The organism is Enterobacter sp. JBIWA008 (assembly GCF_019968765.1).
In the GTDB taxonomy this organism is placed as follows: Bacteria; Pseudomonadota; Gammaproteobacteria; order Enterobacterales; family Enterobacteriaceae; genus Enterobacter.
This window is the reverse complement of the sequence record NZ_CP074149.1, coordinates 1,983,734-2,009,875: the sequence shown is the minus strand read 5'-3', so window position 1 is coordinate 2,009,875 and position 26,142 is coordinate 1,983,734. Positions and strand designations below refer to the sequence as shown.

The 26,142-nt window shown below is 53.0% G+C and carries 28 protein-coding genes and 2 pseudogenes; 3 read left to right on the top strand and 27 right to left on the bottom strand.

Annotated features, from left to right (window positions below; all coding sequences use genetic code 11):
- Positions 1 to 74: 74 nt before the first annotated feature.
- Positions 75 to 422, bottom strand: coding sequence for a DUF1304 domain-containing protein (locus KGP24_RS09780; RefSeq protein WP_223563170.1), 348 nt, complete (start codon positions 420 to 422; stop codon positions 75 to 77).
- Positions 423 to 499: 77 nt separating this feature from the next.
- A pseudogene (locus KGP24_RS09775) lies at positions 500 to 670 on the bottom strand (NADP-dependent isocitrate dehydrogenase); the annotation flags it as partial.
- 379 nt (positions 671 to 1,049) lie between these two features.
- Between KGP24_RS09775 and KGP24_RS09770 the strand changes: the two are divergent.
- On the top strand, positions 1,050 to 1,490 hold the full coding sequence (locus tag KGP24_RS09770) for a hypothetical protein (protein ID WP_223563169.1): 441 nt from the start codon (positions 1,050 to 1,052) through the stop codon (positions 1,488 to 1,490).
- A 170-nt stretch (positions 1,491 to 1,660) separates the two neighbouring features.
- Here the strand turns inward: KGP24_RS09770 and KGP24_RS09765 are convergent, their stop codons facing one another.
- Together KGP24_RS09765 and KGP24_RS09760 are read right to left on the bottom strand one after the other, a co-directional pair.
- Positions 1,661 to 2,017, bottom strand: coding sequence for a hypothetical protein (locus KGP24_RS09765; protein ID WP_048979566.1), 357 nt, complete (start codon positions 2,015 to 2,017; stop codon positions 1,661 to 1,663).
- Positions 2,018 to 2,096: 79 nt separating this feature from the next.
- Positions 2,097 to 2,654, bottom strand: a complete 558-nt coding sequence (locus tag KGP24_RS09760) for a recombinase family protein (RefSeq protein ID WP_047174609.1) — start codon at positions 2,652 to 2,654, stop codon at positions 2,097 to 2,099.
- 151 nt (positions 2,655 to 2,805) lie between these two features.
- Between KGP24_RS09760 and KGP24_RS09755 the strand changes: the two genes are divergently transcribed.
- Entirely contained in the window at positions 2,806 to 3,813 is a 1,008-nt protein-coding gene (locus tag KGP24_RS09755; RefSeq protein WP_223563168.1) for a tail fiber domain-containing protein, read from the top strand.
- Between the two features lie 61 nt (positions 3,814 to 3,874).
- Here the strand turns inward: KGP24_RS09755 and KGP24_RS09750 are convergent, their stop codons facing one another.
- Positions 3,875 to 5,176: a phage tail protein gene (locus tag KGP24_RS09750; protein WP_223563167.1), complete on the bottom strand. Its 1,302-nt coding sequence runs from the start codon at positions 5,174 to 5,176 to the stop codon at positions 3,875 to 3,877.
- 126 nt (positions 5,177 to 5,302) lie between these two features.
- Between KGP24_RS09750 and KGP24_RS09745 the strand changes: the two genes are divergently transcribed.
- Positions 5,303 to 5,665, top strand: coding sequence for a hypothetical protein (locus KGP24_RS09745; RefSeq protein WP_109846129.1), 363 nt, complete (start codon positions 5,303 to 5,305; stop codon positions 5,663 to 5,665).
- Here the strand turns inward: KGP24_RS09745 and KGP24_RS09740 are convergent.
- The 22 genes and pseudogenes from KGP24_RS09740 to KGP24_RS09635 all read right to left on the bottom strand — a co-directional run bounded on the left by KGP24_RS09740 (position 5,630) and on the right by KGP24_RS09635 (position 25,979).
- Entirely contained in the window at positions 5,630 to 6,271 is a 642-nt protein-coding gene (locus KGP24_RS09740) for a hypothetical protein (protein ID WP_223563166.1), read from the bottom strand. The two genes, KGP24_RS09745 and KGP24_RS09740, sit on opposite strands and share 36 nt — an antisense overlap.
- Positions 6,268 to 6,576, bottom strand: a complete 309-nt coding sequence (locus KGP24_RS09735) for a hypothetical protein (RefSeq protein WP_047749202.1) — start codon at positions 6,574 to 6,576, stop codon at positions 6,268 to 6,270. Before KGP24_RS09735 ends, KGP24_RS09740 begins: the two co-directional genes overlap by 4 nt.
- Positions 6,570 to 10,046, bottom strand: a complete 3,477-nt coding sequence (locus KGP24_RS09730) for a DUF1983 domain-containing protein (protein WP_223563165.1) — start codon at positions 10,044 to 10,046, stop codon at positions 6,570 to 6,572. Before KGP24_RS09730 ends, KGP24_RS09735 begins: the two co-directional genes overlap by 7 nt.
- Before the next feature lie 42 nt (positions 10,047 to 10,088).
- Positions 10,089 to 10,706 (bottom strand): tail assembly protein, encoded by a 618-nt coding sequence (locus KGP24_RS09725; protein ID WP_223563164.1) that lies wholly within the window; start codon positions 10,704 to 10,706, stop codon positions 10,089 to 10,091.
- A complete protein-coding gene (locus KGP24_RS09720; protein WP_223563163.1) occupies positions 10,699 to 11,418 on the bottom strand; it encodes a C40 family peptidase in 720 nt (239 codons plus the stop codon). The genes KGP24_RS09725 and KGP24_RS09720 overlap by 8 nt, the downstream gene beginning before the upstream one ends.
- 2 nt (positions 11,419 to 11,420) lie before the next feature.
- Positions 11,421 to 12,158 (bottom strand): phage minor tail protein L, encoded by a 738-nt coding sequence (locus KGP24_RS09715; protein ID WP_113519581.1) that lies wholly within the window; start codon positions 12,156 to 12,158, stop codon positions 11,421 to 11,423.
- Between the two features lie 55 nt (positions 12,159 to 12,213).
- Positions 12,214 to 12,552 (bottom strand): phage tail protein, encoded by a 339-nt coding sequence (locus KGP24_RS09710; protein WP_001704112.1) that lies wholly within the window; start codon positions 12,550 to 12,552, stop codon positions 12,214 to 12,216.
- Positions 12,549 to 15,686 carry a phage tail tape measure protein gene (locus KGP24_RS09705; protein WP_223563162.1) on the bottom strand — a complete coding sequence of 1,046 codons (3,138 nt, stop codon included), beginning with the start codon at positions 15,684 to 15,686 and terminating at the stop codon, positions 12,549 to 12,551. The genes KGP24_RS09710 and KGP24_RS09705 overlap by 4 nt, the downstream gene beginning before the upstream one ends.
- Positions 15,670 to 15,942 carry a phage tail assembly protein T gene (locus tag KGP24_RS09700; protein WP_023292728.1) on the bottom strand — a complete coding sequence of 91 codons (273 nt, stop codon included), beginning with the start codon at positions 15,940 to 15,942 and terminating at the stop codon, positions 15,670 to 15,672. The genes KGP24_RS09705 and KGP24_RS09700 overlap by 17 nt, the downstream gene beginning before the upstream one ends.
- A gap of 50 nt (positions 15,943 to 15,992) precedes the next feature.
- Positions 15,993 to 16,424 carry a phage minor tail protein G gene (locus tag KGP24_RS09695; RefSeq protein WP_032623281.1) on the bottom strand — a complete coding sequence of 144 codons (432 nt, stop codon included), beginning with the start codon at positions 16,422 to 16,424 and terminating at the stop codon, positions 15,993 to 15,995.
- A gap of 10 nt (positions 16,425 to 16,434) precedes the next feature.
- Positions 16,435 to 17,178 carry a phage tail protein gene (locus KGP24_RS09690; protein ID WP_223563161.1) on the bottom strand — a complete coding sequence of 248 codons (744 nt, stop codon included), beginning with the start codon at positions 17,176 to 17,178 and terminating at the stop codon, positions 16,435 to 16,437.
- 7 nt (positions 17,179 to 17,185) lie between these two features.
- Complete coding sequence (locus KGP24_RS09685) at positions 17,186 to 17,584, bottom strand: phage minor tail U family protein (protein WP_000683284.1); 399 nt, start codon at positions 17,582 to 17,584, stop codon at positions 17,186 to 17,188.
- Positions 17,581 to 18,165, bottom strand: coding sequence for a phage tail protein (locus tag KGP24_RS09680; RefSeq protein ID WP_023292731.1), 585 nt, complete (start codon positions 18,163 to 18,165; stop codon positions 17,581 to 17,583). The genes KGP24_RS09685 and KGP24_RS09680 overlap by 4 nt, the downstream gene beginning before the upstream one ends.
- Before the next feature lie 9 nt (positions 18,166 to 18,174).
- On the bottom strand, positions 18,175 to 18,528 hold the full coding sequence (locus tag KGP24_RS09675) for a head-tail joining protein (protein WP_048029717.1): 354 nt from the start codon (positions 18,526 to 18,528) through the stop codon (positions 18,175 to 18,177).
- 11 nt (positions 18,529 to 18,539) lie between these two features.
- The gene (gpFI, locus tag KGP24_RS09670) at positions 18,540 to 18,953 is read right to left on the bottom strand and encodes a DNA-packaging protein FI (RefSeq protein ID WP_214575544.1); all 414 of its coding nucleotides are present in this window, start codon (positions 18,951 to 18,953) and stop codon (positions 18,540 to 18,542) included.
- Between the two features lie 45 nt (positions 18,954 to 18,998).
- The gene (locus tag KGP24_RS09665; protein WP_223563160.1) at positions 18,999 to 20,024 is read right to left on the bottom strand and encodes a major capsid protein; all 1,026 of its coding nucleotides are present in this window, start codon (positions 20,022 to 20,024) and stop codon (positions 18,999 to 19,001) included.
- Between the two features lie 55 nt (positions 20,025 to 20,079).
- Positions 20,080 to 20,412: a head decoration protein gene (locus KGP24_RS09660; RefSeq protein WP_223563159.1), complete on the bottom strand. Its 333-nt coding sequence runs from the start codon at positions 20,410 to 20,412 to the stop codon at positions 20,080 to 20,082.
- Between the two features lie 9 nt (positions 20,413 to 20,421).
- On the bottom strand, positions 20,422 to 21,765 hold the full coding sequence (locus KGP24_RS09655) for a S49 family peptidase (protein WP_223563158.1): 1,344 nt from the start codon (positions 21,763 to 21,765) through the stop codon (positions 20,422 to 20,424).
- Positions 21,746 to 23,334, bottom strand: a pseudogene (locus tag KGP24_RS09650) (phage portal protein). The gene KGP24_RS09655 and the pseudogene KGP24_RS09650 overlap by 20 nt, the downstream one beginning before the upstream one ends.
- A complete protein-coding gene (locus KGP24_RS09645) occupies positions 23,331 to 23,537 on the bottom strand; it encodes a gpW family protein (RefSeq protein ID WP_223563157.1) in 207 nt (68 codons plus the stop codon). The pseudogene KGP24_RS09650 and the gene KGP24_RS09645 overlap by 4 nt, the downstream one beginning before the upstream one ends.
- Entirely contained in the window at positions 23,537 to 25,459 is a 1,923-nt protein-coding gene (locus KGP24_RS09640; protein ID WP_223563156.1) for a phage terminase large subunit family protein, read from the bottom strand. Before KGP24_RS09640 ends, KGP24_RS09645 begins: the two co-directional genes overlap by 1 nt.
- Positions 25,434 to 25,979: a terminase small subunit gene (locus tag KGP24_RS09635; protein WP_023292740.1), complete on the bottom strand. Its 546-nt coding sequence runs from the start codon at positions 25,977 to 25,979 to the stop codon at positions 25,434 to 25,436. The genes KGP24_RS09640 and KGP24_RS09635 overlap by 26 nt, the downstream gene beginning before the upstream one ends.
- Positions 25,980 to 26,142 lie beyond the last annotated feature (163 nt).

Sequence of the window (26,142 nt, the reverse complement as noted above, 5' to 3'; positions counted from 1 at the left end):
AACAGTCTCGTCGCTAACCTGTAAGGGTAAAGCCATCAGTATATCGGACGCCTTATCTCAACCAAAGCACTGCTTCAGATGAGTAACGCAAGCAGCGCTGCGAGAGCGGGCGCGGCCTGTACATACAAAATTTTTCGGCTGGCGGTGGCTGCGCCAAAGAGCCCGGCGATCAGTACGCAGGCCAGGAAGAAGATGGCCACCTGAATACCCTTTTCGCCGAGCCAGAGGCTCCAGAGCAGACCAGCCGCCAGAAAACCGTTATACAGCCCCTGATTCGCCGCCAGCACGCGTGTGTCGCGCGCAAAATCAGGATGCAGATTAAAGGCCTTGTGCCCTGTTTTGGTATTCCACAGGAACATCTCCAGCACAAGAATGTAGAGATGGATGAATGCAACGACAGCGATAAGGACGGTGGCTAACATCGTGTTGTCTCCCGCAGGCAGAGGCAAAAAAAACGGGAACCCTCAGGCCCCCGCTCTTGTTTAACCCAGAAACTGGATTACATGTTCGCGATAATCGCGTCGCCAAACTCTGAGCATTTCAGCAGCTTAGCGCCTTCCATCAGACGTTCGAAGTCATAGGTTACGGTTTTCGCGTTGATCGCGCCTTCCATACCCTTGACGATCAGGTCTGCGGCTTCGAACCATTCCATATGACGCAGCAGTATTTCATGAATTCAATTATGACGCATTGATTTTTAAGTAAAAACATCAGAAATAATGCTCTCGTCACACATTTTTAGCCGCAGGCTAACCAGTTGATTGTATTTAATTATTTTTGGGTTTTGATAACCATTTTTCAGTTGAAGAAATTATCTTCCTCTTGGGTACGCTAAATCAAAGGTGTTTTTAAATCACGCATGTTATCCATAACAATCAAATATATACATTAATTTTTCGCCACTAAACCGTAATTTTTACATAAAATTAATCAATGAATTACGGTTATCGAAAGGTCACAATGGCGAAGGTTTTAGCTAAGATACCATTCATTTTACGTAGAAGATGATCTATAAATACTTAATATTTATTCATATCGAGTGATAAGTTATGGGTTTGTTCCACAAAGATTTTTTTGATAAGGCTTTTGATGACGAATTTGCTTTCCTCGGAAAATCCAGCGGCCAGCTTTTGACCGAAAGTACAAACGGAGAGCTTCTTGTCGATGGAACAGAGACTTACAACTTAGCTCAAACACATAAAAATGATTTGCACACGATGATGCGTTGTTGCGAATCCGAGCTAAAAAAAATGGATTTAGTTGGCTTAGTGGCTGCCCCATTTTACTTTGAGAGAGTAGCAATTTTAGCCAGGAAGGACAAAAACTATTCTTTAGAAATAGAAATTATTGAGAAATACATTAGCTCGATTAGAAAGTTCTATAATGAAAATGGGCTTCAATTGGGTGAAGGGGTGATGGCTGGCCCGAGATATAAAGCCATCGAAGGAAGGTTATCTAAAGCTCATGAACTACTACTGAAAAATCCATAGTTATCCGTCATGGGGGGCGGAGGTTCAAATCCTCTCGTGCCGACCAAAAAAACATTGAAAACCAGCCTCTTACGGCTGGTTTTTAATGTTTAAAATTTATACGGGGAATCATTAGGGAAAAATGGGGGAATAACCCCCGACAACGATAAAATCGTATAGGCCCATAATAATTATACGCCCTTTGACTTCCAAGTATTTATCTCAAATAAGACAGCACAATCCCCTTCATCATTCCAAACCGCCGAATTTAACCCCCAATAGAAGGTGAATTTTTTCCCACCTTTTTCTCTAACTGGTATCAGATTTTTACCTGACCGAGTATTAATAATTATTTCATCACCTTTTTTCGCATCATAAGAAGGCAACCAATAAGAATGCCTCAGTTTTGAAGAAATATTACCGTTATTCGTGTAGGTAGTATCTTGCAACATGTAATATTGTAATTTGCAGTCTTCATTCACATCTAAAACAACGTATTCCTCTTTCGCATCCCCATGATTATGGATACTTCTTATGCTTACTTTCATTTTAACACCTCGCTTTTTAATCAATCTTAGAGAGGTATTAGCCCTGAAACAACAAGGTTTTATGTGACAGTTGTCACGACTAGGTAGTTTGATCAGCTGGAAACTTCTTATAAAGAGTGCATACCGCTACATCATAAATAATTGCCACCTGCTTCCGATCCACTCCATTTGCGATCAATCTGCCAGCCTGAGCCCATTGCTCTTCGGTCAACTTTGGGCGTCGCCCACCTATTCGCCCTTTTTCTCTTGCCGCAGCCAATCCCGCCCGGGTTCGTTCCACAATCAACTCTCTTTCCATTTCCGCAAGTGCTGACATGATGTGAAATATAAAACGCCCCATTGGGCTGGATGTATCAATGCTGTCAGTGAGGCTCTTAAAGTGGATACCGCGCTGCCGAAGTTCGTCCACCAGCAGCACCAGATTACGCATGCTGCGCCCAAGCCGATCCAGCTTCCAGACCACCAGCGTATCCCCCTCATTTAATGCCTTGAGAAGCTTTTTTAGTGCTGGCCGGTTTGCTACCGTTCCGCTCATTTTTTCTTCGAAAATTTGTTCACATCCTGCGCGTTCGAGCGCTTGCCGCTGAAGATCCGTATTTTGGTCATTTGTTGACACCCTTACATAGCCAATTTGCATATTTTTCACCCAGTTATTTCAGCAAAAAAATCAGGTGAAGTTATCGGCCAGGCCGCTTGATAGCAATCTATAAAACGTCGGTTTGGGAAACAGCGCCACAAGGAACGTTGGAACGGCTGCCGGAACCGTGGCGGCCGGGGATGATTCGCGGTTGAATACTGTCGATAAAAAAACAGGGGGAAATGTTACCGGCAGTTTGATGGTAACTCAGGGAAATAGTATTGGAGTATCCACGCAGGAAGGTGGTGATAAGGCTGTTAAGCTATACAACATTACAGGGGATGGGACTGTCGGAAGTTATGTAAACGCAGTGGGAGGGGCCTGGTATAACGGGAACTGGTCTCTTGGCGGCGTTCGTGGGAGCGGAACTAATTTAGACAGAGCGCAGTTAAATGTTAATAGCGGAACTGGTACGGCGGGTTCATTTTTGTTTTACCCGGATGAGAGATTCAAATCATCTTCGTGTGGAGCTGATGGGGCTGGTTATGGCGGCTCATGGTCAGACATTAATACATGGCAAAGAAATATCTCTTTTTTCCGAGGTAACGTTTCCGTTAATAATGATGCAGGGTTTATTCCTTTTGCCCGTTGGCATAGTCAATGCAGTGGTGGATATTCTTCAACAGTAGGACTTGGTTCTATAGCTACCGGGCCTAGTTCGTGGGCGGATGTAGCAATAACAACACTCGGGGATGGTGGTTCTGCCGGACAGCGTATATTTCAATTCACGACAGCAAACGGTGATATATACGCCAACGCTGGTGGAAATCTTTCCGGTAACTATATTTTCCAGAAGCAGCCTAACTGTGACATTACGCTGAAGCACGATATTAAATATGATGATGGTTATCAGTCATACGAGAATATCAAGAAATTCCTACCAGCAACTTACGTCTACAACGATGACCCTCGTGAGAGGGTTCGCCGGGGCATCATTGCCCAGGATGTCATGAAGATTGACAACGAGTACGTCAAACTGGTTCCTGCATCACCGGCTTTCGATAGTGAAGGCAACAGGATTGATGCTGATGATACGTTGGCGCTTGATACGAACGTCATTATGCTTGATACCGTGCTGGCCCTGAACTACGTCATCAAGAAGCTGGAGGCTACACAGAACGAGCTGGAGGAGCTTAAGCTAAAAATAGCGGCATCATGAAGCCTGAGCATTCAGCTGCAGCCCGTTCAGGTAAATGACGGGCTGCATTTTTTCAGTGGCCTTACTCTTTTACAGGGGCTCTCGTTGTATATTTCTGTCGTTGATTCCAGATGCTGTCCGCGGGCATTTCCACTCGAATACTGACAAACTGGTCACGCGGAATATCGACCGGAGCGCCATCATCAACACCCAGTAATTCATTTCTGGCGAACGCTGGAGCTTCCCGGTGTGTGCGGTGATAGGTTTTCACTAACACTGAACCGTCAGCATTAACCTCATAATCCAGCCAGATCAGGGGCTGTTTGTTGCGGTCTGTGGGGATATCAAAACCACCATCAATGCCGCCCCATGCGGCGTCCGAGTTTAGCCCTTCACAACCTTCAACCAGATATTCACCTGTGGCCAGACGGGTTACAGTACAGCCCTCTGATTCATCGTTGGTCAGGTATCTGCCATCGGAAAAAAGTTTAATCACAGGCGAGGCAGCTTTCAGTGTCCCATCACTGGACTTTGTGGTATTGCCGTTATGATAAACCTCTAGCCACCCAGAATTAACCCCATCAGCCATTGTCATCCATGTGAATCTTTTTCCTCCCATCGAGAATGCAGAAAATGATTGCTGGGAAACATCATTTGGGCCATTTCCCCAACTGCGCTCAGATATTCTAATACCCATAGAGTAATATTGTGGCCCGCCTGAAGTTGATGGAGACATCATAATAAACCTGCTGCCTAATGATTTATCCCACACGTCAGTAATTACCTGCGCTGAACTATTACCCAGGCCAAACGCTCCCACCTGCATTACGTTTCCTGCAGCTGTTCCCACGTCCTTCGTCGCGCTACTTCCCAAACCGAGGTTTGCGCGAGCGTCAGCTTCGGTCTTTGCCCCAGTCCCGCCCTGTGCAACAGAAAGCGCAGTAGTGAGCCCTTTCAGCTCGCTGATATCGCTGTTGGCCCCCTTTCTGGCAAGCGCGCCAATACTTGGAATATTAACGGAGGTTCCGTTGATGGTAACGGTGATGGTCTGGTTTGCTGAGGTAGTGGCGAATGTCTCCCACGCGCCAATGTTCTCGTCATACTCTTTGATAAGCTGCGACATCGCCTGTGCCAGTCCGTCGACAGAGATGTTGTCGGACACCAGTATTCCATACTTTTGGCCGCTCAGCGCCGGGGAAGCAGCAGGCGTAACCGTCATTGACGTGGCGCTGTTCACAGATGAAATCTGGAACATCTGCACCGGGTTAGACATGACGATGATCGTCTGGCCAGCACGGACCTGGCTGGCTGGCGCAGTCCAGTTCGTACCCGTTCCGGTGGCTGTATTTCCGTTGATAGCAATAGTGCCAGTGTTATAAAGCATGAACTACCTCACGATAATAACGATCGTTTAAAGCGATCAATAATGTAAAATTGATCGCTCTTATCAATCTGACTAATTTTTAAACTCGAATAAAATGGATATTCCCGCAGATACAGGAATGTAGAAATGAAACGATTATTTGCCGTGGCACTTTTGCTGGCGGCTGGCTGTGCCGATAAAGACAGAGACTATGCCTTTAAAATGGATTACCCGGTGGATGCGGCACGCTTATCTCTTGGGGGAGATATTCACGTAAATATCGACTGCGCCACGAGGGAAGTTAACGTAATTTCAGACAGCAGCAATGGCATTTTCAGCCGACATATAAATAAGCGGCTAAGCAATATCTGTTATAAGAAAACGGATAAGCTTGATGTCGTATACCGCTTCGAACCTGCAAAAGGTGTTAAGCAAAACATGATCGCTACTCAATACCCCCGCGTCCCGGCAGTATCAAATTCCGACAAACTGAGCGATGGGAATTCGTAGCCCTCGCCCCTGAAGTGTCTGGCTCCAGTTGCGCTGATTTTTTGTGATGTACCTCCCCTGCAGCTGTGAGCCTGTCCATTTGAGTGCGATTCCTGAATAACCAACGACAGTTCCGTCGTCACTGAGGTTACCAGGGCAGTTGTTAACCAGAATCCACGGATTAAAACTCAGGTTTATCGCAAAGGTATTGTTCTGCAGATCGTAATTGGCAGGCACGTCGAAAAAGCCCACCACGCGCGGCATTTTCGATGCCGAGGCGGCGCTCCAGATAAGATTCCCCGCGCTGTCGAAAACATCCAGATATCCGCTCTGCATTCCAACGTTTCTGGACGTGCGTATCATGCTGCCCGCATTGTCTTCCAGAAGGTCAGCGCCTGGTAAGCCATACTTATTAGTATCCAGCTGCAGCCAGCGCAAATTCCCATCATTCCAGAATTGCGGCTGGGTAATACCCAGCGTGCTTCCGTTTCCGAACGGGCTATCCACGCGGTAATAACCTTTGTCAGTCACTGCACCTAGCGCACGCTGATCATAAAAAAGTGTCGACCTGTTTTGTGAATCAACCAGCAATTTACCAGCGCTGTTATAAACTTCGAATCCACTCATTGAAAGTTATAAACCTCCATATTAAGAGTTATCGAAATACTGCCGCCGCTCGGTAAATAAAAAACGGTAAAGCCACCATTAAAAGCCCGGCAATAATATTCATTTATTACTCCTGCCGAACTCGCCGATACGATTGATATAAATGACCCGTCCTGCGTTACCCCGGAAAAGGAAACGTCCTTAGCCGTTTCCCCCGCTGCAAATGTTACAGACGTGCTTCCAATATACCGGATAGCATAATCACTTAAATCAACGGCAATACGGCCCGCGCCGTCCCAGCATTGCAAACCCTGTGGCATTACCATAACCCCATTCTGACACGCAGCACGTTGTTGCTGTCGTAGATACGAATGAGCGTGCTGGATATCAGCATCCTCCCGCCCCCGGCCACTCCGTTAATTTCGAACGTTCCTCCCTTATCAAGCTTCCAGCCTGCAGATCCAGCCACATAATTATTCGACTGGATATAGTTGCCGATTTTGGCGTTCTCAATGGTACCGTCCTGGATGAAGCTGGCCCTGATGAACGTCTGCCCATTCTGGATCACAAATGGCAACGCCACGCTGTTTCCTGCTGCCGTAGTGACAGCAAAACGATCGGCCAGGAAGATTACCTGCGACTGCATCCCGGATGGCGTATTCTCCACCCCGATCCCCATCCCCGCGGCGTAATACTGTCCATTGCTCGTTACCCCAACCTTGATGTTGTACATCGCGCTGAGCTGGCCGTTTACGTTCGCAATAGCCTGCGCGTTCGTGGTTATCGCTGCCGTATTTCCGTTTATGGTCGCAGTGATGGCGTTAATCTGCGTTGCCGTGGCCTGCTGATAATTCGAAACCGTCTGACTCAGACTGTTGATAGATGCCGTATTGCCGTTGACGTTCGTCTGCAGGCTCAGCAATGCGCGTGCCGTTGCCTCCCTGTCTGTGACGATCACCTCATCAATGCGGTCCAGCTGCGCGCTGTTACCGGCTACCGATGCCGACAGAGTTTTACGCGTGGCCACCTGCGCAAGATTGGCCTGAATTATCGCAATTGCCGAGTTCTTCACGCCTCCCGTCATGCCGTCCATGGACACAGAAATCTCGTCTATCTTCACTTCGGCCTGAGCCAGCCCGTCAGCGTTCTCCTTGATGTCTTTCGCCTGCTGCTCGAGTTCGTCAGCATGGTTTTTGATTTCGTCAGCCATGCCAGCAATTTTTTCGTTGCTGTCCACCGCGTTCTCGAGAAGGTCTTTGAACGTTTCCGACTCTTTCATGTCCTCCAGAATGTCGTTAGTTATTTCACTAACGTCTATCGAGGACGTGCCCATAATCCAGTCGGTCCAGTCCCCGGCGTTACCGATACGGTCAATCAGGCGCGCGCGGTACCACTGGCGAACGCCGGCAGGCATGGGGCCATGCTGATAATCTGCAGCCGGGTACGGCACCAGGACCAGCAGTTCAGGATTGGCGAAGTCGGCAGTTGTGGCGCGCTGAATCTCTGTATAGGCCGTGTCGCCTGAGCCATCCGGAAATTTCCAGGTCAGGTCGATATGCCAGACCACATCTTCGGTTGCCAGGAAGTTGAGCGGAGTACCCGGTTTTCCCGTTTTACCGGAGAGATAAGTTGTTTCACCGTATCCCCATGGTGACGACGTATCCTGCGCATTCAGCGCCCGGACGCGCACGTCATAGCTGCCAGAATAAATGCCCTGAACCGAGAAACCCTGTGCGCTGGTAACCGGAACGTTTATCCAGTCCCCGTTGTCCTTACGCCACTGGGCAACATACCGGATTGCGCCCTCTACCTTTTCCCATGACACGTCCAGGCTTGCTACAGTCAGCCCCTGAGACACATGATCGCTCTCAGTCACCACGATATTCTTCGGAGCTGACAGGACGCTTATCGGCGTGACGGTGATCGGAGGCGACTCAACCCGAACGCCGTCATCGATGTAACGATATTTGTTTGGATCGTGCTGAACGGCCGTAATAGTGAAACCGCCTGTGCTGTCGTCGTTAGCCGCGATTGAGGTGACCCTGAAGTACTGTATTGCGAGGTTATCACTGTCTATCGCCCAGACAGCGCCCGCCACAGGAACCTGACTGAATGCCGTAGCCACCGTCACCGTTTTTTTATCGGCGCTCACCGCGCTGATTGTCCGCGTCTGGGCTTTTCCATCTGGCAGGTTAACCACCAGCCGGTCTTTCGCCGCATAGTCTATTTCTCGATCCAGCGTAATCTGGCGGCCGTTGACCGCCACTATGCGGCCACCGTTCTCCTTGCCGGAGCGGAAAGGATCGGCGACACCGATAATTTCAGCGGGCAAAGGGATATAACCGTCCAGCCCCACGCCAAACGATACGGTCCCGTCTTTGGCATTGGAGAGCAATACCCAGCGACCGCGTCGGTGCGCTTCACTTTGCGAGGTGCAACCGATTGCGGTCAGGGACGTCTGCCGGACGTCGTAACGCTCTACAAGCGCCGAATCATAGACCCCCTCAACGGTATCGCTGTAATGGTTCTGCGGATCGGACCAGGACACCAGGCAGGAGCTGTAGCGATTTTTGTATGAGCCGCCCGCATAAGTAAACAGCCCATCGATAACGTTTGAGACGTTATAAACCCAGTCAACATCGTCCTGAGGGACGTCTGCCTGGACATAAATCTGATCGTTGCCCCAGAACGTTATTCCACGAAATACCGCGGCGAGATCGTTAAGTACCTGCCAGGCGTCCTCCTGGCTCTGAATGAAAACGTTGCAGGTGAAACGCGGTTCGGTACCACCGGCCCCGTCGGAAACCATTTCGTCGCAATACTGGGCAATTGAATACAGCGCCCACTTATCCACCATGGACGCATCCACGCGCGTGCCCATGCCGTAAATTTCATCCAGAACCAGATCGTAAAAGATCCAGGCAGGGTTATTGGACCAGGCCATTTTGAACCCGCCGGACCATGAACCAGAATAGGTTCGGGTTATCGGATCGTAATTATCCGGAACCTTAATCAGCTTGCCTTTTATCTTACAGGTCACTTTCGGCGCGCTGCCGTTGAACTGGCTGCTGTCCACTTCTACATACAGGAGCGCGGTTAAAGGATAACGAAGCTTGCTGTCGATGACTTCCGCATACGAAAACACCTTGAAGGCGTTAACCAGTTTCGAATTTGAACCGCTGGCATCTGCCGTAATACGCCTGACCCTGACAGACCAGCCGGACGTGGATTTTGGCAGATCGATACGGTGGTCACGCTGATATTCCGTTGTGGTCTTTCCGTCAAACTTGCCGTTTACAACCGTTTTCCAGGCGCCGCCGTCCGTTGATAAATCGATCGCATACTCGGTGACCGTGCCCACCATGTCGCCGTTATCTTTATAGAGATACTGGACCGGAAGGCTGAGCTTGATGCGGATGGCATCCAGGGAAAGATTGGTAAACTGGCGCGTCCAGGGCGCGGTGGTGGTGACAGTTGTGCCCACCGCCAGCTCGTTATCGACCTGGGGCATCCCGGCAATATAGGTCTGGTCCTGTGTGCCCTTGCGGAACTCCCATTTCACGCCGCTGAAGTTGTATTCCCCGCTGTCGTTTGCCAGCGGCGTATCGTTGAGAAAAATGTTCTGAGCGGTCAGGTCGCCCTGTATTTCCCCCTCAGAAACGGCAATGAGCATTTTTAATTTTGCGACCGACAGCAGATCGTCAGGCTGCTCAACCGGAGTATGTGAACTGCCACCTCCCCCTTTGGCACCCTGCAGGATGGTTTCTTGTTTAAGAAGCTGCATTTTTTCACCCATAAAAAAAGGTGCCGAAGCACCTTTAAGTTAGTGGCCGCTGGCCTACTGCTGATCGCTCGAGTACATACCGGCGCTGACTATCGCTCCCCCTGCCTCGATCAGACCGTAGGCCAGGGGGACAGGATGCCCCATAGCGACCGTATTAACCGGCGCCCCGAAGGCGTAGTTAGGCGTGTTGTCCGTGCTGGAGGATTTACCCGCGCCGAAGGATGGCTGTGGCGTGAGCATCTGGACAACGCCACCCAGCATCATTGACACCCCGACTCCGGTCAAAATTGACGTGGCGCTGATGGCTGTTGCACTCATCGCCGCCCCCCAGGCTGCCATACTCGCACCGGCGGTAAAGAATGCAGCGACCAGCGCAACGGCACCGACAACTATCTGCAGGACGCCTGAATTTTTGGCCCCCTCATAAACGGGCACGATCCGGTACACGCTTCCACCGCGGGTCATATCAAACTCTTCCAGCCCGATATTGTTGTCACCGTTAAAAAAGGCGAAACGGATCCCCTTCATATGAGCTTCCGCCATATATTTTTTGAATCCGGGAACCTGTGAACACATGGCCCTGAGCATTTCGCGCAGGTCGGCAACATCAAACTGAACGCGTTTACCGAATTTTTTAGCCATTTTCCCTTCAAGAATAAGCGTCTTAACCATGCATTCGGTCCTTATGCCTGACCACCCGGACCGTTCTGTCGCGATAATATTTTCCATAAGGCGTTCGCGAAGAAAGATGCCCGAACAGATGATGGAGAATGATGTTGTCACCCACATATACCGCGGCGTGATTAGTCACCGATGCCTGCACGCTCATCATGATGATGTCACCGGGCTGCATTGCACCGGCGGCAATCTCAACGAATCCCTCGCGCTCCCAGTTGTCATCGTAGAGCCGCTCCTTGCCGCTCTCCCACCATTCGTAAGGTACCGAATAGTCCCCGAGAACAATGCCGTATTCGCGCAGATAATATTCACGGATTAACGACCAGCAGTCCGCGTAACCCAGCACCCACTGCCGCCCGGCATAATCCCGGTCTTCACGCGGGGAGATCGTACAAAAGTCCCCGTCCGGCCAGGACATGATCCCCCACTCAATACCCGACCAGTCGCACTGGATCCGGTCCAGTTCTGAGGGCACCAGCCGAACCACATCCGGATGGGAATGAATGAGCATGATGATCTCACCGCGCACGCGGGCAGCGAGCTGGTCTTCCGGGGAGAGCGTGAATGTCTCCTCGGGTTTATCGGCAATGTTGCGGCAGGGAATATAGATTTGCTGCTGGCCTGACTGAACAATCAGGCCGCAGGCTTCTTTGGGGTATTCAGCAGCGACGTGCTGACGGATAGCATCCAGCAATTTTTCACGCATTTTTATTTCCCCTGCAGGTTTGCAGCCGGAAAACCGCCGAACGGCAGCGGCGCGTCCGGGCCGTGACGATCCTGACAATCCTGCCGGCGGCCGCCACAAACATCTTTCGACGGGTCATCGGTCGGCGTACCGTCTTTGGTAAAGTATTTCGTGCCGTTGTAATCGCATCCGGTCCCGCTTCGGTACCAGCCCCGCATACACCAGGTGCAGACAGGAGTAATCTGCCGTGTCGGCAGCTGCAGGCTCTGAATATCGAAAGGAGAACACAGCTCGAAATCAACCTGTACCCGCGTCTCTGCGGTTTTAGCATTGACGTAAAAGAGCTGTACGCGCTCATCGGCCGGGCTTGCACCCGGATTACCGTTTTTCCAGTTGGCGGCATCGAGATACTTCGAAAGCGTGGTATGGATTTTGACCTTAGCCCTGACCATATCGTCATATTCAAGACACAGCGCGGTGACATAGTTTCCGACGTTCCCGACGGACAGCGTGGGCGTTGGCTGGGAACCTGTACTCGATAACTCCATCCCCTTCAGTTCGTAGGGATGGGGATCGTACTGGTTTCCCTGCCAGATAATGGCGGGCAGATTTGCTGCGGCGAAGGCTGCCCACCCCTCTTCCTGAATATTGTGCGCATGAAAACGCAGCACCTGATCCATACCGAATTCAGTGCCGTCGATCTCAATCAGCTGAATAACGCTGCCGGGCTCAAGCTGCTGGATGTCTGCCGTAAAACTCATACTCCCCCCATAAAAAAAGCCGCCCGGAGGCAGATTTCAGTGTTTGTCGAGAAAATCAGGGCGCGAACGCCTGTTCAAAAGTGAAGGCCACAGTGGCTTTTTTCCCGGTAGGGAAAGAAACGCTGAACGAATCGGCCTTCATTCTGAACAGCTTTTTTTCACCCCATGGCGTGGTCCACCAGAACGATTTAGTAACGTGAGACATCAGGAAAGCGCGCAGCGCAGCCGCCTCCTGTCTGGTGCCCGTCCAGTCCAGGTTCCACGTTTCCTGTTTGTCGTTGATCCCCATCCCCGCAATCTGTTTGTAGCCATCCCCGAACTGGGCCTGCAGCGTTCGGGCTGTTTCAGTACCCTGCGCTGTTTTTCGCGTGCGCCAGGTAAACGTGTCCGTCACTGTGTCCTCCTCGAATAAAGCACTCCGCCTGCGGACATTTCTTTTTTCAGTCGCTCGGTGATTGTCTGCTGAACAATCGCCTGCAGCTGTTTCGCCGTCCCCGTGGCGTTCGCCTGATTTATGCTCCCGTCACTCCCCTGCTGGCTGATGCTGACTGGGGCATAAACACTGATCCCGCCCATGCCAGCACCGGCTGCGCTACCGCCGCCGACCAGACCACCCGAGGCATACCCGCGCATCAGGCGATAGAGATTAGCCACGCCGATGCGGCTGGTTGATTCTTTGGTGAAGACGAACTCCCCGCGGTGAACGATACCGGCTGGCTCGTACTTGCCGCCGTGCCCGGTAAAACCGCCCACGTCAAAACCCTGTGGCCGGTATGACGGGACCGCGAATGACTGACCTGCAGAGGAGGTTTTCGCCCCGCCGCTAACCCAGCCCATTGCGCTCTGGATGGTGTAAGCCACCAGCAGTTGGTTGATAACGGACACTATCATTTTAAGGATCGAGCTGGTGAAGTCCCTGAAGCTCGCCTTCCCGGTTGTCGTCAGGCTGGTAAGCTGGCCCGCCAGCCCGCTGAACGTAGCCTGCGAAATCTGCTGAACAGAGCTGAAAACGTTTGTCGCTGAATCCTGATATTCGGCCCAGCCCTGTTTCGCACCGGCCAGCCAGTTTGCGCGCAGGACATCTTCAGCCTCGAACGTCGCCCTTTGCTCTTCGAGAACCTTTTGCTGCGCCTGAGGGTTGTACGAATAGCTTTCGCTGAGACGCTGCAGCGTAGTTTGTCGCCCGGCTTCACGGGTGGATACCCCCTCAGACTGAGCCTGCAGGCCCGCCCTGGCAGCTTTTTGCTGCTGCTCAAACTTCACGGCCTGATCGGCCAGCTGGTTGAGCTTTTGCTGGCTGGCAACCTTATCGCCCAGATCGGCCAGCTGCCGCTTGTACTCGAGCGTTTCTTCCTTATGCGCCAGCAGGGATTTTTCCTGCGCCGTAAGCTGACGACGCCCCGCGGCCTCCTGCAGAACGGTGAACTGATTTTCAGTCTGCCAGAGATCCTGACGCTGTTTGCTTATGACGTCGTTCACGCTGGTATGCTGCTCAAGAGTTTTAAGCTGGGCCTGAAGGGTGAGAAGTTCGGCCTGCGCCTTTTCCTCGGCTTTATCCCCGGCGGGCGTTGAGTAGCTTTTGCCTTTCGGCGTTTTTGGATCCTTCCACTGCTTTTCAATCCCGGCGCGGGCAGCGGCAATGTCCTTTTCAGTCCACAGCGTGGCGACACCGTCTTTCGCATCCTGGCGGTTTTTCTCAATAAGCTGACTGAGCTTTTTCTCTGCTGAAGCCCGCTTTTCTGCCGCCGTCGCGCCGGACTCCACCAGTTGATTAAACTGCTGCTGGTTGCGGATTGCCTGAGCCTGCTGGTCCGTCCGCATTTTTTCTCGCGCGGCTGCCAGCCCTTCCTGGGCGTATTGCTGATCGGCAAGATCGTATGCCTGCTTTTTCAGCTCCACCTGCTGGCGCGCGTTTCTGAGCCTTTCCGCATCCGCTTTCTGCAGAACGTTGTTACCGGCATAATCCGGGTCGACCTTAAGATTGCTGGACAGCGCGCGGTACTCTTTCTCTGCTGCCTGCCATTCAGCAAAAGAGTCCTGGCGCTTCATCGCGGAGTCAGGATTACGCCCTATGCCAAGCATCGCATCCCATGCGCCTGAGGCGGCATTCTTCACCCAGTTCCAGGCTTTTTCGAGGGAGCCAAGATTATCCTCGACCGCCCCGGCGCGCTGAATGACCGCGTCGGAATATGCCCGCATGGCCAGCTCGGCAGCTTTCTGCGAATCCCCCAGCGCCTGAGCAGAAGCTATCTGTTCATACTGGGTGGCCGTCAGAAAGTGAAGGGAATCGTTGAGCGTAGCGACCGCGTTAACCGGATCATCCTTCAGGCGTTTAAACTGATTTATGGTTTCGTCAACGGCCTGCCCGGTAGCCTGCTGCAGCCTGGCGGCAACGTTGCTGACCATGCTGACGTCATTCCCGCTGAACGCGCCGCTTCCAACGACCTGCGCCAGCACGCCTGCAGCGGCATGCTGCGTGATGCCATGACCGGCCAGCGAGCGCGCCAGCGCCTGAAGCTGCCCTGACGTTTTCCCCGCGTAGTTCCCGGTCAGAATCAGCTGCCTGTTAAATTCCTCAGACTCTTTGCTGCCGTCATACCAGGCCTTACCCAGCCCGAATACCGCTGCGGCAATCCCCCCAACTAGGCCGGCGATCCCCAGGCCGCGCAGCGACAGCAGCTGGTCTATCCATCCTGCCCGGTTCGCCAGCGTGATCCCGGAGCCGCGTAGCGCACCGAAGTTACCGCGCATGACCTCGCCGATAAGCACCCCCAGCTCCTGCCGGGCAGCAGCACTTTGCAGCCCCAGACCGTGCGTGGCCACTTTGGCAGCTTCAAGCTTGCGGATATAGACCTCAGCCGCATCGCTGGCACCGACCTGCGCCGCCTTCATGCGCAGCAGCTCGGTACCGGAGAGCTTTTGCTCTGCAACCTGTTGCTTCAGCTGGCTGAGGAATCGCGTGCGCGCTGCGGCCGATTTTTCCTCCACGATCTGCAGTTCTTTTTGCCGGGCCGTGGTGCGGGAAATAAGGGCGAGATAATCCTGCTGGGTTATGTTGCCCTGTGCCCTGGCTGCGCGAAAGCGCGCCTGCACGTTCGCAAGCGACTGTGTTTCACCATTGAGCTGGCGAACGCCGTCAATCTGGCGGAAAAATGATGCCGCCAGTTCATCCTGTCGGCGGGCAAGCGCTGCAGCCTGCCCGTCATTCTCACGCATGCGTTGGTTAAGTTCGGTCACGCGGCGGTGAGTTTCATCAACGGACCTGGAAACGTTCTGCCAGTCTTTTGTCAGCCCTTCCGTTGCAGCTGACTGACGGGCTTTCATGTCTGCGGCGGCCGCCGCGCCAGCGTCGCCCACACTCTTTAGTGCAGCGCTCTGACGGTCCGCAGCACGCTGCATTCGCGCCTGAACTTTATCAGACTCATCCGCCATTCCTGTCAGTTGCCCTTTGATTCGGGCGACCTGCTCGCTGAAGGTTGCGCGGTCAACATCCAGCTTAATAACCAGATCGCTAATCTGCTGGGCCATATCGGATACCTCCTGTGATCCCCTCAGCGGCGGTCATCAGCGTGTCATCATCCGGCTCGTCATCGCTGATGACGACATCCGAAGGAGAAAGCAGGCTGAAATGTGCGGGGGTAAGTTCCGGGTCGCGGAAGAAAAGAGTGGAGATGGAATAAAGCAGCTCTGAGAAATGCGCATCGAGCTGCGCGTCCTGAAAATAATGCTCCCGGTAGAACTGGTGCCAGTCGCCCAGCTCACTGGAAGTCATTCCAGCCAGCATGGCGCGCCAGTCGGGTCGCCCGAACTCGCGCGCCAGATTCAGGACAAACTTCAGCTCGCTGGCAAGGGCTTTTCCGCCGTAACGGGTTCAGCGCTTTCGGCCTCCGCGGAGGCATCCGGATCGGCAACGTTGTCATCATCAACCGGAACGAGCATGCCGGAGAGCAGCTTTATTTCCATTTCTGCTTTACCGATCGCCTCCGGCGGCCAGCCGCTAAGCACCTGCTGATAAAGCGTTTCCACATCCGTGCCAGCCGGATCGTTATGCCACAAAGACATCGCGATCAAACGCGCACCGCAGCGAATATTTGAGCCAATCAGCCTGGCCGTCATTTCCTGATCGCTGATGCCGTCGCTGTCAGCGCTGACGGCCTTTTCCTCTGCGGCCATAAACGTGATGTACTCAATACGCTGCAGCGCCGACAGCTCGAAGATGGTCAGGGATTCTGTTTGCCAGGTGAACTTCTCTTTTTTCAGAAACATGCGTCCTTCCTTACGCTGCAGTTACGGTGACTTTGCAGACCGCTACGAAATTACCGTCGCTGGTCATAACAATAACGTCAGCGGTACCTGCCGCCACGCCGGTGACGGTGATCGCGTTGCCGCTAACGGTGACCGTTGCTTTTGCCCCGTCGGAGGTTGCCACGCGGAACGAGGTATCTGAGGCACTTGCAGGGTTAACCGTCACATTGAGCGTTGTGGTTGCGCCCACGACCACGCTTACCGTGGCTTTATCGAGCGTAACGCCGGTCACGGGGATATTCGGGGTCCCGCTTTCTTCAGCCAGTTCCGGCTTGCCGGTATTGGTGATTTTCGCTGTACGGGTAATGACCTCTTTTGCCGGAATCGCTTTACCCAGGCTGCTGCACCAGCCGCGGAAAACGTCGACGGTACCGTTCGGGTATTTGATTTTGTAATAGCGTACTGAGCCATCAATAAACCACGCGACCAGGTCTTTTTGCCCTTCTTCGCCCGGCTTCCAGGCGAGGGTGAACGAGGTATCGCCAGCAGATTTTGCCCCCTGGGCGGTGGCGTTCCAGTCGGCATCCTCGTCGTCGAGGTAAGTGTCGTCATACGATTCGGCGGTCATTTCGCCCGGCGTCAGCTCTTTGATTTTCGCCAGGCGATTCCAGTCGATATCAGACAGTGGGTTAGAGAAAGCGTTGCCCGTTCCGGTGTAAAGCCAGAGGGTGGTACCGGCACCTTTTACAGGAGCAAGTGGATTTGGTGTTGGCATGTTTTCCTCACATTTCGTAAGTGATTGAATATTTCATATCGGCGGAGGTCCACAGCCCCATCGCATCATCGCGCTGGTAATCGAAGCCTTGTGGAACCATGAGCGTTAACAGTGAATCGAGGCCGGGAACATCAGCGAGGGCCGGATAGATATGGCTTTCCATCCATTCATCCAGTTCGGAATCTGGTACCTGCGAGGACAGGAAGACCTCGATATGTAACGTTGCCGCCCACATATCGGCATCAAGTTCTTCGCCGGTATACTCCGCATCGGTCAGATAGACCGCGACGGCAGGAAAATCCTCCTCCTCAATGACAGCCGGGCGCCCGTCAAAAAACATGACGTCGATCCCGATGGCCTCTTCAAGCACATCAATAATTTTCTGGCGAATGAGAGTGTGTTTCATCGTGTCAGATGCAACCTCAGTTGTTGCCTGAGGGCATAGCCAAGTTGTTTTGGCATTTCCTCTTCAAGCATGCGTTTCTTCTCTGCTTCGAAAGCAGTAGTGAGGGGCGCGGACAATGGGATTTTGACCACGTCGATGGGATAACGACTTTTTCCTGCAATGCGCTTCATGACGTGCCAGCGGCCGTTCGCCAGGCGCTGGATAAAGGCGTCGCGAAAAACATAACGACCAATTCTCAGCACGCTACTTTTTCGAACCAGCGGGCCTTTTCGGTTCGTAGCCCTGACCTGTGCGGCACCGAGTTTGATGGCGGGAAGGTTGCCCCGGTTAACCTTAATTCGGGCCGCTGAGTGCCCTGACGCCGAGGCTTTGTTGATTCTCACCCTTTGTCTGACCAACTTTACAGGTATCCCCGAAACGCGGTTATCACCGGCTACCGTTTCTTTCGCCACTCTTCGGACGGCAACCGAGACGCCATTAGCAGCAACCCGGTTCACAGCCCATGCGCTGGCATTGGGAACCATATTTCTGTCCAGGCTATCCAGGTTGGCAATCGCCTGCTCAAGACCTTTTATCGACATGAATGCTCCTTAACGCCGCCGCGATCCGCCGGGAGGTGATCCACTACCCAGCCATACATGGCAGGAACCGCAATCATCCGGGCCCACGCGATCAACCCAAAATTCACGCCCGTTTACCTTCAGCGTGTCCAGACGTTCCAGCCCGCTTACATCCGATGAGTTCACAAAAAACGTCGGCTTGGTTCCGTCAATTCTGATCCCCGCTTCTGCGAAACCGATGTTCTCTGGATCGTCAAAGACCCCGCGGAGCGTGACGCCGGATAAAGATCCAGAGGTTATCCTTGCCTCTGCGCCCATCACTCCACGTATAGTGGTATCCGCGCGCGCCATCGCTTCATCAAAAAGATTATCGAAATCAGCCATTAGGCCCCCTGTCAGACTTCCCGGGCCAGCCCCTGAGAAATCAGTTCGGTAGCCTCCGCGTCGGTCACGCGAATAACGACACCAGGCTCAACAATAGAGAGGGACTCGTTGCGTGTGGCGTGAAGTGCATCAATGTGCAAGGTCACCAGTGTCTCAACCGCCACCAGCTCGCCGGGCTCATTTGACGCAGGATTCTCGGTAATAGAGCCAGAGGTGTTATCTGGGCCTGGCTGGCCCGAGGTGCTGATAGCAGTAGTGCTGGCAACGGACACCTCAGCACCCTCTTCTCCGTCTTCGTCGAGTTCCTCTTCGAGCTCAGAAATACGTAACGTAAGCTCCTGGATGGTGCCTGTGACGTTGACCTCACGATTCAGCTTTACGCCCAGCTCTTTCAGTCGGGCGATAAGGGTTTCTTTTTCTGTCATGGGAAATACTCCAGAAATGTGGCCCATCAGGGCCACTGTGGAAAGTTATGCCAGCTTGACTGAAACGAACGCGTCCGGATCTGGCAGCAGCATCAGCGGAGCTGACTGAATCATGGTGAACTCGCGAGCCGGGTCGCCCGTTTGCACCCAGTTTTTCGGATAGCGCGTTGAAGCATTAATGCCTTCGCGCTGTGCATCTGCATCCAGAATGCAGCCATAGGTACGCAGACCGCGCGCCTGGGTATTTCCCAGCACCATTGTCAGATCCGGCAGGTAGTTCTTTTTGACGTCATCCTCGATGTACTGACCGGAGTACACAACGATGGCTACGTCGCCATACATCCCCTTATATGAGACGGCCATTCCCAGGTCTTTTACGGCGGTTTCGAGCTCAGAGCTTGAACCGCGACGCGTATCCAGCTTTTCCTTCACCGCGTCAAAGGAGCGGAACAGCGCCCAGCCCTTTGGATCGAAGACGATAATGTTGACCACACCGCTGGCGTTAAGCGCGTACTTTTCAATATCATCGGTCGGGTCGTACGTTTTTTTGTCGCGAGAAGACCAGGCAGCTGCACCCGCCTGGGTGATGTTGTTACCGGCACTGCGTCCCATATCAACTTCAACCGGTTCAAACGCTTCCCCGGTCATGGTGTATTTACCACTGAGGACTGCAGCAACGGCCTGCTTTTCTTCTACCTGCGCAATTGCAAGCTCTTCATCTTTCATGTTCTGAAGAATGATGCGTCGGCGGCGATAGGCAGGGTCGGCCAGATTCTGTGGATCTTCATCAGGCAGGCGGCGGAGGGTCATCAGCGGATTCACTTCGTGTTTTGGCTTCACATACCCCGGCGTAAATTCCGACGTGCTGCCACCACGGGAACGAATCACTTTCCCGGAGACAATCGGCGATACGTACAGCGCCATATTGACCATGCCCGGAATTTGCGACAGGTAGACTTTTTCTGTACTGAAGGGATAAGTTTCGCGAAAGAAGATACGCAGGAAGAGCGGATCGAACTTGAATTTCTTCTCATTGACCGCCAGAAGCTGGGCTGTTGTGTAAACTGACATAGATTTTTCCCGTAAAAAAAGCCGCATAAGCGGCTTTTATGAAAGTTGAGGGTTATTAAACGATGCTGATTGCAGTACCGGCGAACGCGTTACGCTTGATATTTTCGTCGGTAACGGCAGATGGCCAGAGCACATCTTCGATGCGGAAAGAACCGGATTTATAGAATGCCAGTTCAGCACTGCTCTGGTCAGCGGTAACCGCCAGAATGCCGGTTGCTGCTCCTGCATGCTCGCCGTCCCAGACGGTTAGCTTGCCGGACGTAGCATCGAGCATGAGCGGGGTCATTGCCGGGGTGGATGCTGTCAGTTCGCCCGGTGCATACGCGGTGTGTGCCGGATCGCTGTTACCAAGCGGCTGGCGATGAGTAAATACTTCGGTGATTGCCATGTTAGCCTCTTAAACGGGGGTGTTTAACAAATCGTCGCCGGCTTCAGCAGAGGCATTCCCTGCTGAAAGAGCGCCTGGTGCGGTTTCCATCAGGCGATCCAGCGCCGTATCGGTACGCGCCTGGGCGCTTTGCGGCGCCGCGGCCAGAATGCGCTGTGCACTCTCGACCGTCATGCCCGGCGTTTCGGCCAGCGCACGGGCCTGTGATTCACGACCTTTTGCCTCTTCGCAGTTCAGAATACCCATGATGCGACCATTCTCGGCGGCTACGGCTGCCGATACATGAGCGCTGAGGTCTGCCGGGGCCGATAAGGCAGCAGTTGTTGTGTCAACGGTGGTGACCTGCTCAGCCGGTGCAGTCGTCTGTGTTGCTGTCTGGTCAGCTGGCTGATTGGTCGCTGCAGATGCAGAAGGTGATGGCATAGTTCCTCCAGTGGTTGTTTTTTTGCGTCTGTCGAGTGCTTCGCGCATCACGCTGAGCGCGTCGGTATTGTTAACAAGTTCATCCGCCAGACCGTTATCCACGGACTCCTGGCCGGAGAAGACGGCCGCTTCGGTATCCAGTACGGCCTGCACTGACATTCCGGTATAAGCGGAAACCTTTTCGGCAAACATCTGACGAGTGGCATCGATGCGCGTCTGAAAATCAGCGCGAACGTCCTTTGGTAGTTTTTCGTACGGGTTGCCGTCGACTTTATGATCGCCGCTGTAAATCAGCGTGACCTCAACGCCGTTAGTTTTCAGCGCAGCGCCATAATTACTGTGCGCCATCATGACGCCGATAGAGCCGGTTCTGGCCGTTTGCGTGACAAGCCGTCGCGATGCAGAACTGGCAATTAGCTGCCCTGCGCTGCAGTTCATATCATTTGCCAGCGCCCAAACGGGCTTGATATCCCGCATCCGGGCAATAATGTCGGCACAGTCGAAAGCCCCGGACACCATCCCGCCCGGCGTGTCCATATCCAGCAGAATACCGTCTACGCCGGGATCGCTCATTGCCTGCTGCAGTCGGGCAATGACCCCGTTATAGCCCGTCATACCGGAATAAGGCTGAAGTGTTCGGGTTTTGCTGACCAGCGTCCCGGAAACGGGCAGCACCGCGATCCCGTTTGTTACCTGATAGCTCCGCGCTGGCCGGGGCCCCATTTCCTCGTCATCGCCAAACAGCGCCAGCGGCTCTGCAATTTGTTCAGCACCGAGCGAGACGCCAGAAGCGGAATCAGTCAGTCGGGTGATTCCCAGCTGGCCTGCCAGCGCGCAAAAGAAAACCCGCGCGTAGGCGGGTTCAAGCATCAGCGGCTCATTGAAGGCCATGCTGGCAATATGCGGGAGATTACGCAGCTCTGGCGTCATCTTTTACCTCCTCGTTTGATTTTTTCAGCCCAGATTCAAATGCAGCTGCCGCCCATGCCGGAGGTTTAAGTCCCGCGCTCCGGCGCTCCATAGTTTCACGTACCTGCTGAGAAAATATTTCCTGATAGTCATCTCCGCGTTTGGCACACTCCTTCTCATATGTGCTGAGACCAGCCTCAATCAGCATCACGGCCTCCTGCACCTCCTTCAGCCCATAATAGCCATGCGCCCCGAGCCAATCCAGTTGGCGTTACCCCAGGCAGTTCTCGCCTCCTGGAAGCTAAACCTGGCTTTGGACGGGAGCGTGACAACCCGGCGCGCAATCGCCTCTTCGAGCCAGCAGACGAACATCTGGCAGGCTTGCCGGGCCGCGACAAACTTGCGACGCCCCATAAAGAACGCCCAGGATTCATTGGCGCTGGCGCGCGCCGTCGAATAGCTCATCTGAGAGTAGTTACGGGAAAGCTGCTCATACGAAACACCAAGACCGGCCGAAATATAGCGCAGGAGCGATTGTTCAAAGGTGGAATAACCGTTATCGGTATCCTGTGCTGACTGAAGGTTCAGGGAATCGCCAGGCATAAGATGAGGCACTTTCGCGCCACCGAGGCGAACCGGCGCTGCAGCGTAGTATGCTGCCATTTCGCCAAGCCAGCCCGTCAGCTTATTTTGCTGCTTACTATCCGCGCCGAGGATAAAGTCCATCGCCGTATCGGTATCAAGCTCGCTCTCGATTGTCGCCGCATACATAGCTTTTACAATTGCGCTCTGGAGCTGAGTATTTTGCAGCGTGTCGAGCATTTTCATCTGCTCCATCACGCTGTAAAACACGTTTGCGCCGCGGGTCTGTCCATCCTCAAGCGGTTCAAAAATATGGATGAATGATGGCCTTCCGCCCGGCAGTTCCCGTGGTATATAGGTCCATTTTTGCGACATCCAGCCAGGATAGCTGTCTTCACTGACGTAGTACCCCAGCGCTGCGCCGCTATCACTGATTTTGACACCCGCGCGACAGTTACGCGTGTCACCAGTATTACCGGGATTACTCACGCGTTTTGGACTAACCATTTTAAATTGCGTGCGAAAAAGTCGCGATGAATCACTGTCCCAGGTGGGCTGGACGCACAGTTCACCATTAAATGCGTGCGTCGCAACGCCTTCACGGATCATCATCGTAAAGGTACGCTTGCGCTCGGCATCAATTCCGCAAAAGTCATCCTCCGCATATTCATACCAGGCGGCCTCCACCTCCCTGGCAAATGCTCGGCTTTCCTCTTCTTTAATGCCGAGATAACGCCAGCTCGGGCAGTAACTCAGTCTGAAAAAAGACCCGACGATGTGATCCTGGTGAAGCTGAACGGCGTTTGCCGCATAACCATTGTTACGGACCAGATCATCAGCACGGGCATTACCCCGGGCGAAGTTCGGCAGAAGTGCGGCGTCGGCACTTTCACTCTGGGGATTCCAGGCATTTAGCTGCCCACCGAATCCGCCGCCACCAGCGTGATAGCCTGCATATTCCCTCAGGGAGGTTTTCCCGTCGGGGCCAACTAAAGAAGGAATTTTCATGCGTAGAACCTTGCCGGCCCGCGGCGTCGTGAAGTGGTACCGACCTGTGACTCTAGATCGGCGATGTACTTTTTCAGATCGCTGACTGACGTCACCGTAAATTCCACCCTTCGACCGTCTTTCTGTACCGTCGCAACCCGTTTTCCCATCATCAGATCATGTAACGCTGCGCGCGCGGCATCCAGTTCAGCCTGTGTTGCCATTATTCATCTCCCGCTAATGCCCTGGCATAATCCGCCAGAGATTTATTATTTTTACGGCCAGTGTCTTCTTCCCGTAAGCTGGCCAGAAGAGAATCCAGATCCAGCTGCCAGCGGGAGATACTTATCCGCAGAGCTGCAAGTGCATAGACAAAACAGTCAAGCGCCTCATTTCGTCGTTTTTTACTGTCCCAGACGATTTTTTTCTTCCCGTCTACCCACTTCTCAACCTGCTCTTCAGCCGTAAGCTGCTGAGCCTCAGCTAAATCATATATTTCAGGGTTATTAGGGAAGTGAACCGCTCCCGCCAGCGGTTCGTCACCTTCTGCCACCAGCGTGAAACGGTTATAAATCTGCTCTTTCGCGGTGTCTGTTCCTACCTCAGTGAGATAAACGCCGTTCTTGTTACGCTTACGAGGCATATTTGCCACGGGCTTGCCGTAGACAGATGCGCCTTTAACGGGGATGACACGAAACAGACCATGCTTTTTCGAGCGGGTATAAACAATCGTTGGGTCTATGCCGCCGATATCCCAGCAGATGCGGGAAATAAGCATCTCAACGCCGTTAGGCCTCGGATAGGTTTTGTTGATCGCCTCATCCAACCTCAGAAGCGTGGATTCATCATCATGGCGACCCATAATGATAATTTTGTCGATAAGCCAGCTTTCCTCGCCAGGCCCCCAGCCCCAGACACGCATTTCGTAACGGTCAAGCTGGGAGTCAATACCGGCAGTAAGATAGGCCACGCGCTCCGGCACCCTGGCACCGAAGTGCTCAATACGTTCGGCCATCACCTCAGCATCAGGACGCTCACCAATTTTAGGCTCCCACGTTTCACCAAGCGTTGTGTTGACGAACGTCTTACGCTTTCCCGTGTCGCCTTTGGTCTTGATCCAGTCCTTGACGATTTGCACCCAGGTTGTGAAGGGGCTATATGCTGTCCAGACGTGAAAGGTTACGCTGTCAGGCGGATCAATTTCGGTACCCGATGATGAAAACCAGCAAAGTCCGTCGCGCGTCCAGATCCCGGTTTCATCACAGATGTACCGCGCCTGCGAAAAATCGAGCTCCTGCTGTTTAATTACGCAGGCATTGTGTTCACAAAGATATATAACGCTGGCAGGATCGCCCGGCGTCCATTTGAACCCGAATGGCGTCTCTTTATCGCCGAATTTAAGGAACTGCTCCTCCCCACAGTGTGGGCAGGGAACATGGAAGCGCAAGAAATGCTCCGACTCCTTGGCGGCACGTTCAATCTGGCATGTCCCTTTAATTTTGGGTGTGGATCCTCGTATCGATTTAGGCCAGACCGACCCTTCAATACGTTTATCCCCCAGGAACGTTGGAGAGCCCTCTTTCTCGATATCATCGTCAAATGCCGCCAGTTCGTCATAACCCGCCACATCAACAGATTTTTCACGGTAGTTTTTTGCAGCTTTACCACCGAGGCACCAGAAACCTCGCCCATTCGAGAAACGTTTCATACTCAACGTGTTGTCCCGGTGCTTTTTACCGTACCAGGGCGCCAGCGCCAGCAGTGAGGGGATGTCCCGGATTGTCGGTTCGACATGGGATTTCATGAAGTTTTCTGCATCACCGTCGGTAGGTAACCAGATAAGCGAGTTACGCTGTTTATGCTGGATGAAATACGCATACACGCCGAGCAGCATTTTTGAATAGCCTACTCGGGCAGACTTAACGACATTGACCTCGCGGATATAGTCATTACCCATCGCATTCATTATCGCACGCTGAAACGGCAGCGTTTCCCAGCGCCCTTCCTGATATGCAGACTCTTTTGGAAGGTAATAATTTTCGTCTGCCCACTCAACCGCCGTTTGCGGTTCTGGCCGGTACAACGAACGGAGCCCCGAGCGCGCGGAGTGCTGTAGCCCCTTAACCTGACTGTTCGATATATTCACTCAGCAACCCCGGTATCATTTCATCCAGCGCAGCTGCTTTGTTCATGGCTTTTATGATGTCCTTCTTGAGGAAATCAATATGTCGATTTTCCAGTTCCGGAAAGCGCCGCTGAACCGACAGAGGTATTCCATCAAGGATACTGGCAATTTCTCCGGCTATCCGCGACAGCACGAACGTGCAGAATGCGGTCTCCACCACCTCAGCGGACTCTTTTGCATTTTTTAGTTCCTGAGCATCAGCCTGGGCTCGGGTAAGCCTATGGCGCTCATAATCAATCGTGCCAGGCACAAGGTCTGATTCTGAATCAACTCTCAGCTGTTCAACCTCTTTGCGCAGCTTTTCGTTTTCTATCGCTGCGTCACGGGCGGAATACCATTCGATTACGGCGGCAGAGTCATAAAGCACTTCATTACCTTTTCCACCACCGCGCGCAACTGGCATTCCCTGATCCTGCCAGTTCTGGATCGTGCGGATGCTGACACCAAAAATCTCTGAAAGGCGTTTTTTATTGACCTCCATGACGAACTCCAGGCGAAACACAGGGTAAGGAAACCATACCGGGTAAAATGACTACTACCAGGCTTTAACACTTCCTTTCTTGTGGTGGGTTATACCCAGCAAAGACAGATACTTAGCAAGAAGAAGAACGGAAAAGGCAAAATCCTGAAAATTTTCATAAATA

What these genes read in the sequence shown, in the direction of transcription:
- KGP24_RS09780 (WP_223563170.1), bottom strand. Translation starts at nt 422, where the DNA reads ATGTTAGCCACCGTCCTTATCGCTGTCGTTGCATTCATCCATCTCTAC.
- KGP24_RS09770 (WP_223563169.1), top strand. Translation starts at nt 1,050, where the DNA reads ATGGGTTTGTTCCACAAAGATTTTTTTGATAAGGCTTTTGATGACGAA.
- KGP24_RS09765 (WP_048979566.1), bottom strand. Translation starts at nt 2,017, where the DNA reads ATGAAAGTAAGCATAAGAAGTATCCATAATCATGGGGATGCGAAAGAG.
- KGP24_RS09760 (WP_047174609.1), bottom strand. Translation starts at nt 2,654, where the DNA reads ATGCAAATTGGCTATGTAAGGGTGTCAACAAATGACCAAAATACGGAT.
- KGP24_RS09750 (WP_223563167.1), bottom strand. Translation starts at nt 5,176, where the DNA reads ATGCTTTATAACACTGGCACTATTGCTATCAACGGAAATACAGCCACC.
- KGP24_RS09745 (WP_109846129.1), top strand. Translation starts at nt 5,303, where the DNA reads ATGAAACGATTATTTGCCGTGGCACTTTTGCTGGCGGCTGGCTGTGCC.
- KGP24_RS09740 (WP_223563166.1), bottom strand. Translation starts at nt 6,271, where the DNA reads ATGAGTGGATTCGAAGTTTATAACAGCGCTGGTAAATTGCTGGTTGAT.
- KGP24_RS09735 (WP_047749202.1), bottom strand. Translation starts at nt 6,576, where the DNA reads ATGGTAATGCCACAGGGTTTGCAATGCTGGGACGGCGCGGGCCGTATT.
- KGP24_RS09730 (WP_223563165.1), bottom strand. Translation starts at nt 10,046, where the DNA reads ATGGGTGAAAAAATGCAGCTTCTTAAACAAGAAACCATCCTGCAGGGT.
- KGP24_RS09725 (WP_223563164.1), bottom strand. Translation starts at nt 10,706, where the DNA reads ATGGTTAAGACGCTTATTCTTGAAGGGAAAATGGCTAAAAAATTCGGT.
- KGP24_RS09720 (WP_223563163.1), bottom strand. Translation starts at nt 11,418, where the DNA reads ATGCGTGAAAAATTGCTGGATGCTATCCGTCAGCACGTCGCTGCTGAA.
- KGP24_RS09715 (WP_113519581.1), bottom strand. Translation starts at nt 12,158, where the DNA reads ATGAGTTTTACGGCAGACATCCAGCAGCTTGAGCCCGGCAGCGTTATT.
- KGP24_RS09705 (WP_223563162.1), bottom strand. Translation starts at nt 15,686, where the DNA reads ATGGCCCAGCAGATTAGCGATCTGGTTATTAAGCTGGATGTTGACCGC.
- KGP24_RS09700 (WP_023292728.1), bottom strand. Translation starts at nt 15,942, where the DNA reads ATGCTGGCTGGAATGACTTCCAGTGAGCTGGGCGACTGGCACCAGTTC.
- KGP24_RS09695 (WP_032623281.1), bottom strand. Translation starts at nt 16,424, where the DNA reads ATGTTTCTGAAAAAAGAGAAGTTCACCTGGCAAACAGAATCCCTGACC.
- KGP24_RS09690 (WP_223563161.1), bottom strand. Translation starts at nt 17,178, where the DNA reads ATGCCAACACCAAATCCACTTGCTCCTGTAAAAGGTGCCGGTACCACC.
- KGP24_RS09685 (WP_000683284.1), bottom strand. Translation starts at nt 17,584, where the DNA reads ATGAAACACACTCTCATTCGCCAGAAAATTATTGATGTGCTTGAAGAG.
- KGP24_RS09680 (WP_023292731.1), bottom strand. Translation starts at nt 18,165, where the DNA reads ATGTCGATAAAAGGTCTTGAGCAGGCGATTGCCAACCTGGATAGCCTG.
- KGP24_RS09675 (WP_048029717.1), bottom strand. Translation starts at nt 18,528, where the DNA reads ATGGCTGATTTCGATAATCTTTTTGATGAAGCGATGGCGCGCGCGGAT.
- gpFI (WP_214575544.1), bottom strand. Translation starts at nt 18,953, where the DNA reads ATGACAGAAAAAGAAACCCTTATCGCCCGACTGAAAGAGCTGGGCGTA.
- KGP24_RS09665 (WP_223563160.1), bottom strand. Translation starts at nt 20,024, where the DNA reads ATGTCAGTTTACACAACAGCCCAGCTTCTGGCGGTCAATGAGAAGAAA.
- KGP24_RS09660 (WP_223563159.1), bottom strand. Translation starts at nt 20,412, where the DNA reads ATGGCAATCACCGAAGTATTTACTCATCGCCAGCCGCTTGGTAACAGC.
- KGP24_RS09655 (WP_223563158.1), bottom strand. Translation starts at nt 21,765, where the DNA reads ATGACGCCAGAGCTGCGTAATCTCCCGCATATTGCCAGCATGGCCTTC.
- KGP24_RS09645 (WP_223563157.1), bottom strand. Translation starts at nt 23,537, where the DNA reads ATGGCAACACAGGCTGAACTGGATGCCGCGCGCGCAGCGTTACATGAT.
- KGP24_RS09635 (WP_023292740.1), bottom strand. Translation starts at nt 25,979, where the DNA reads ATGGAGGTCAATAAAAAACGCCTTTCAGAGATTTTTGGTGTCAGCATC.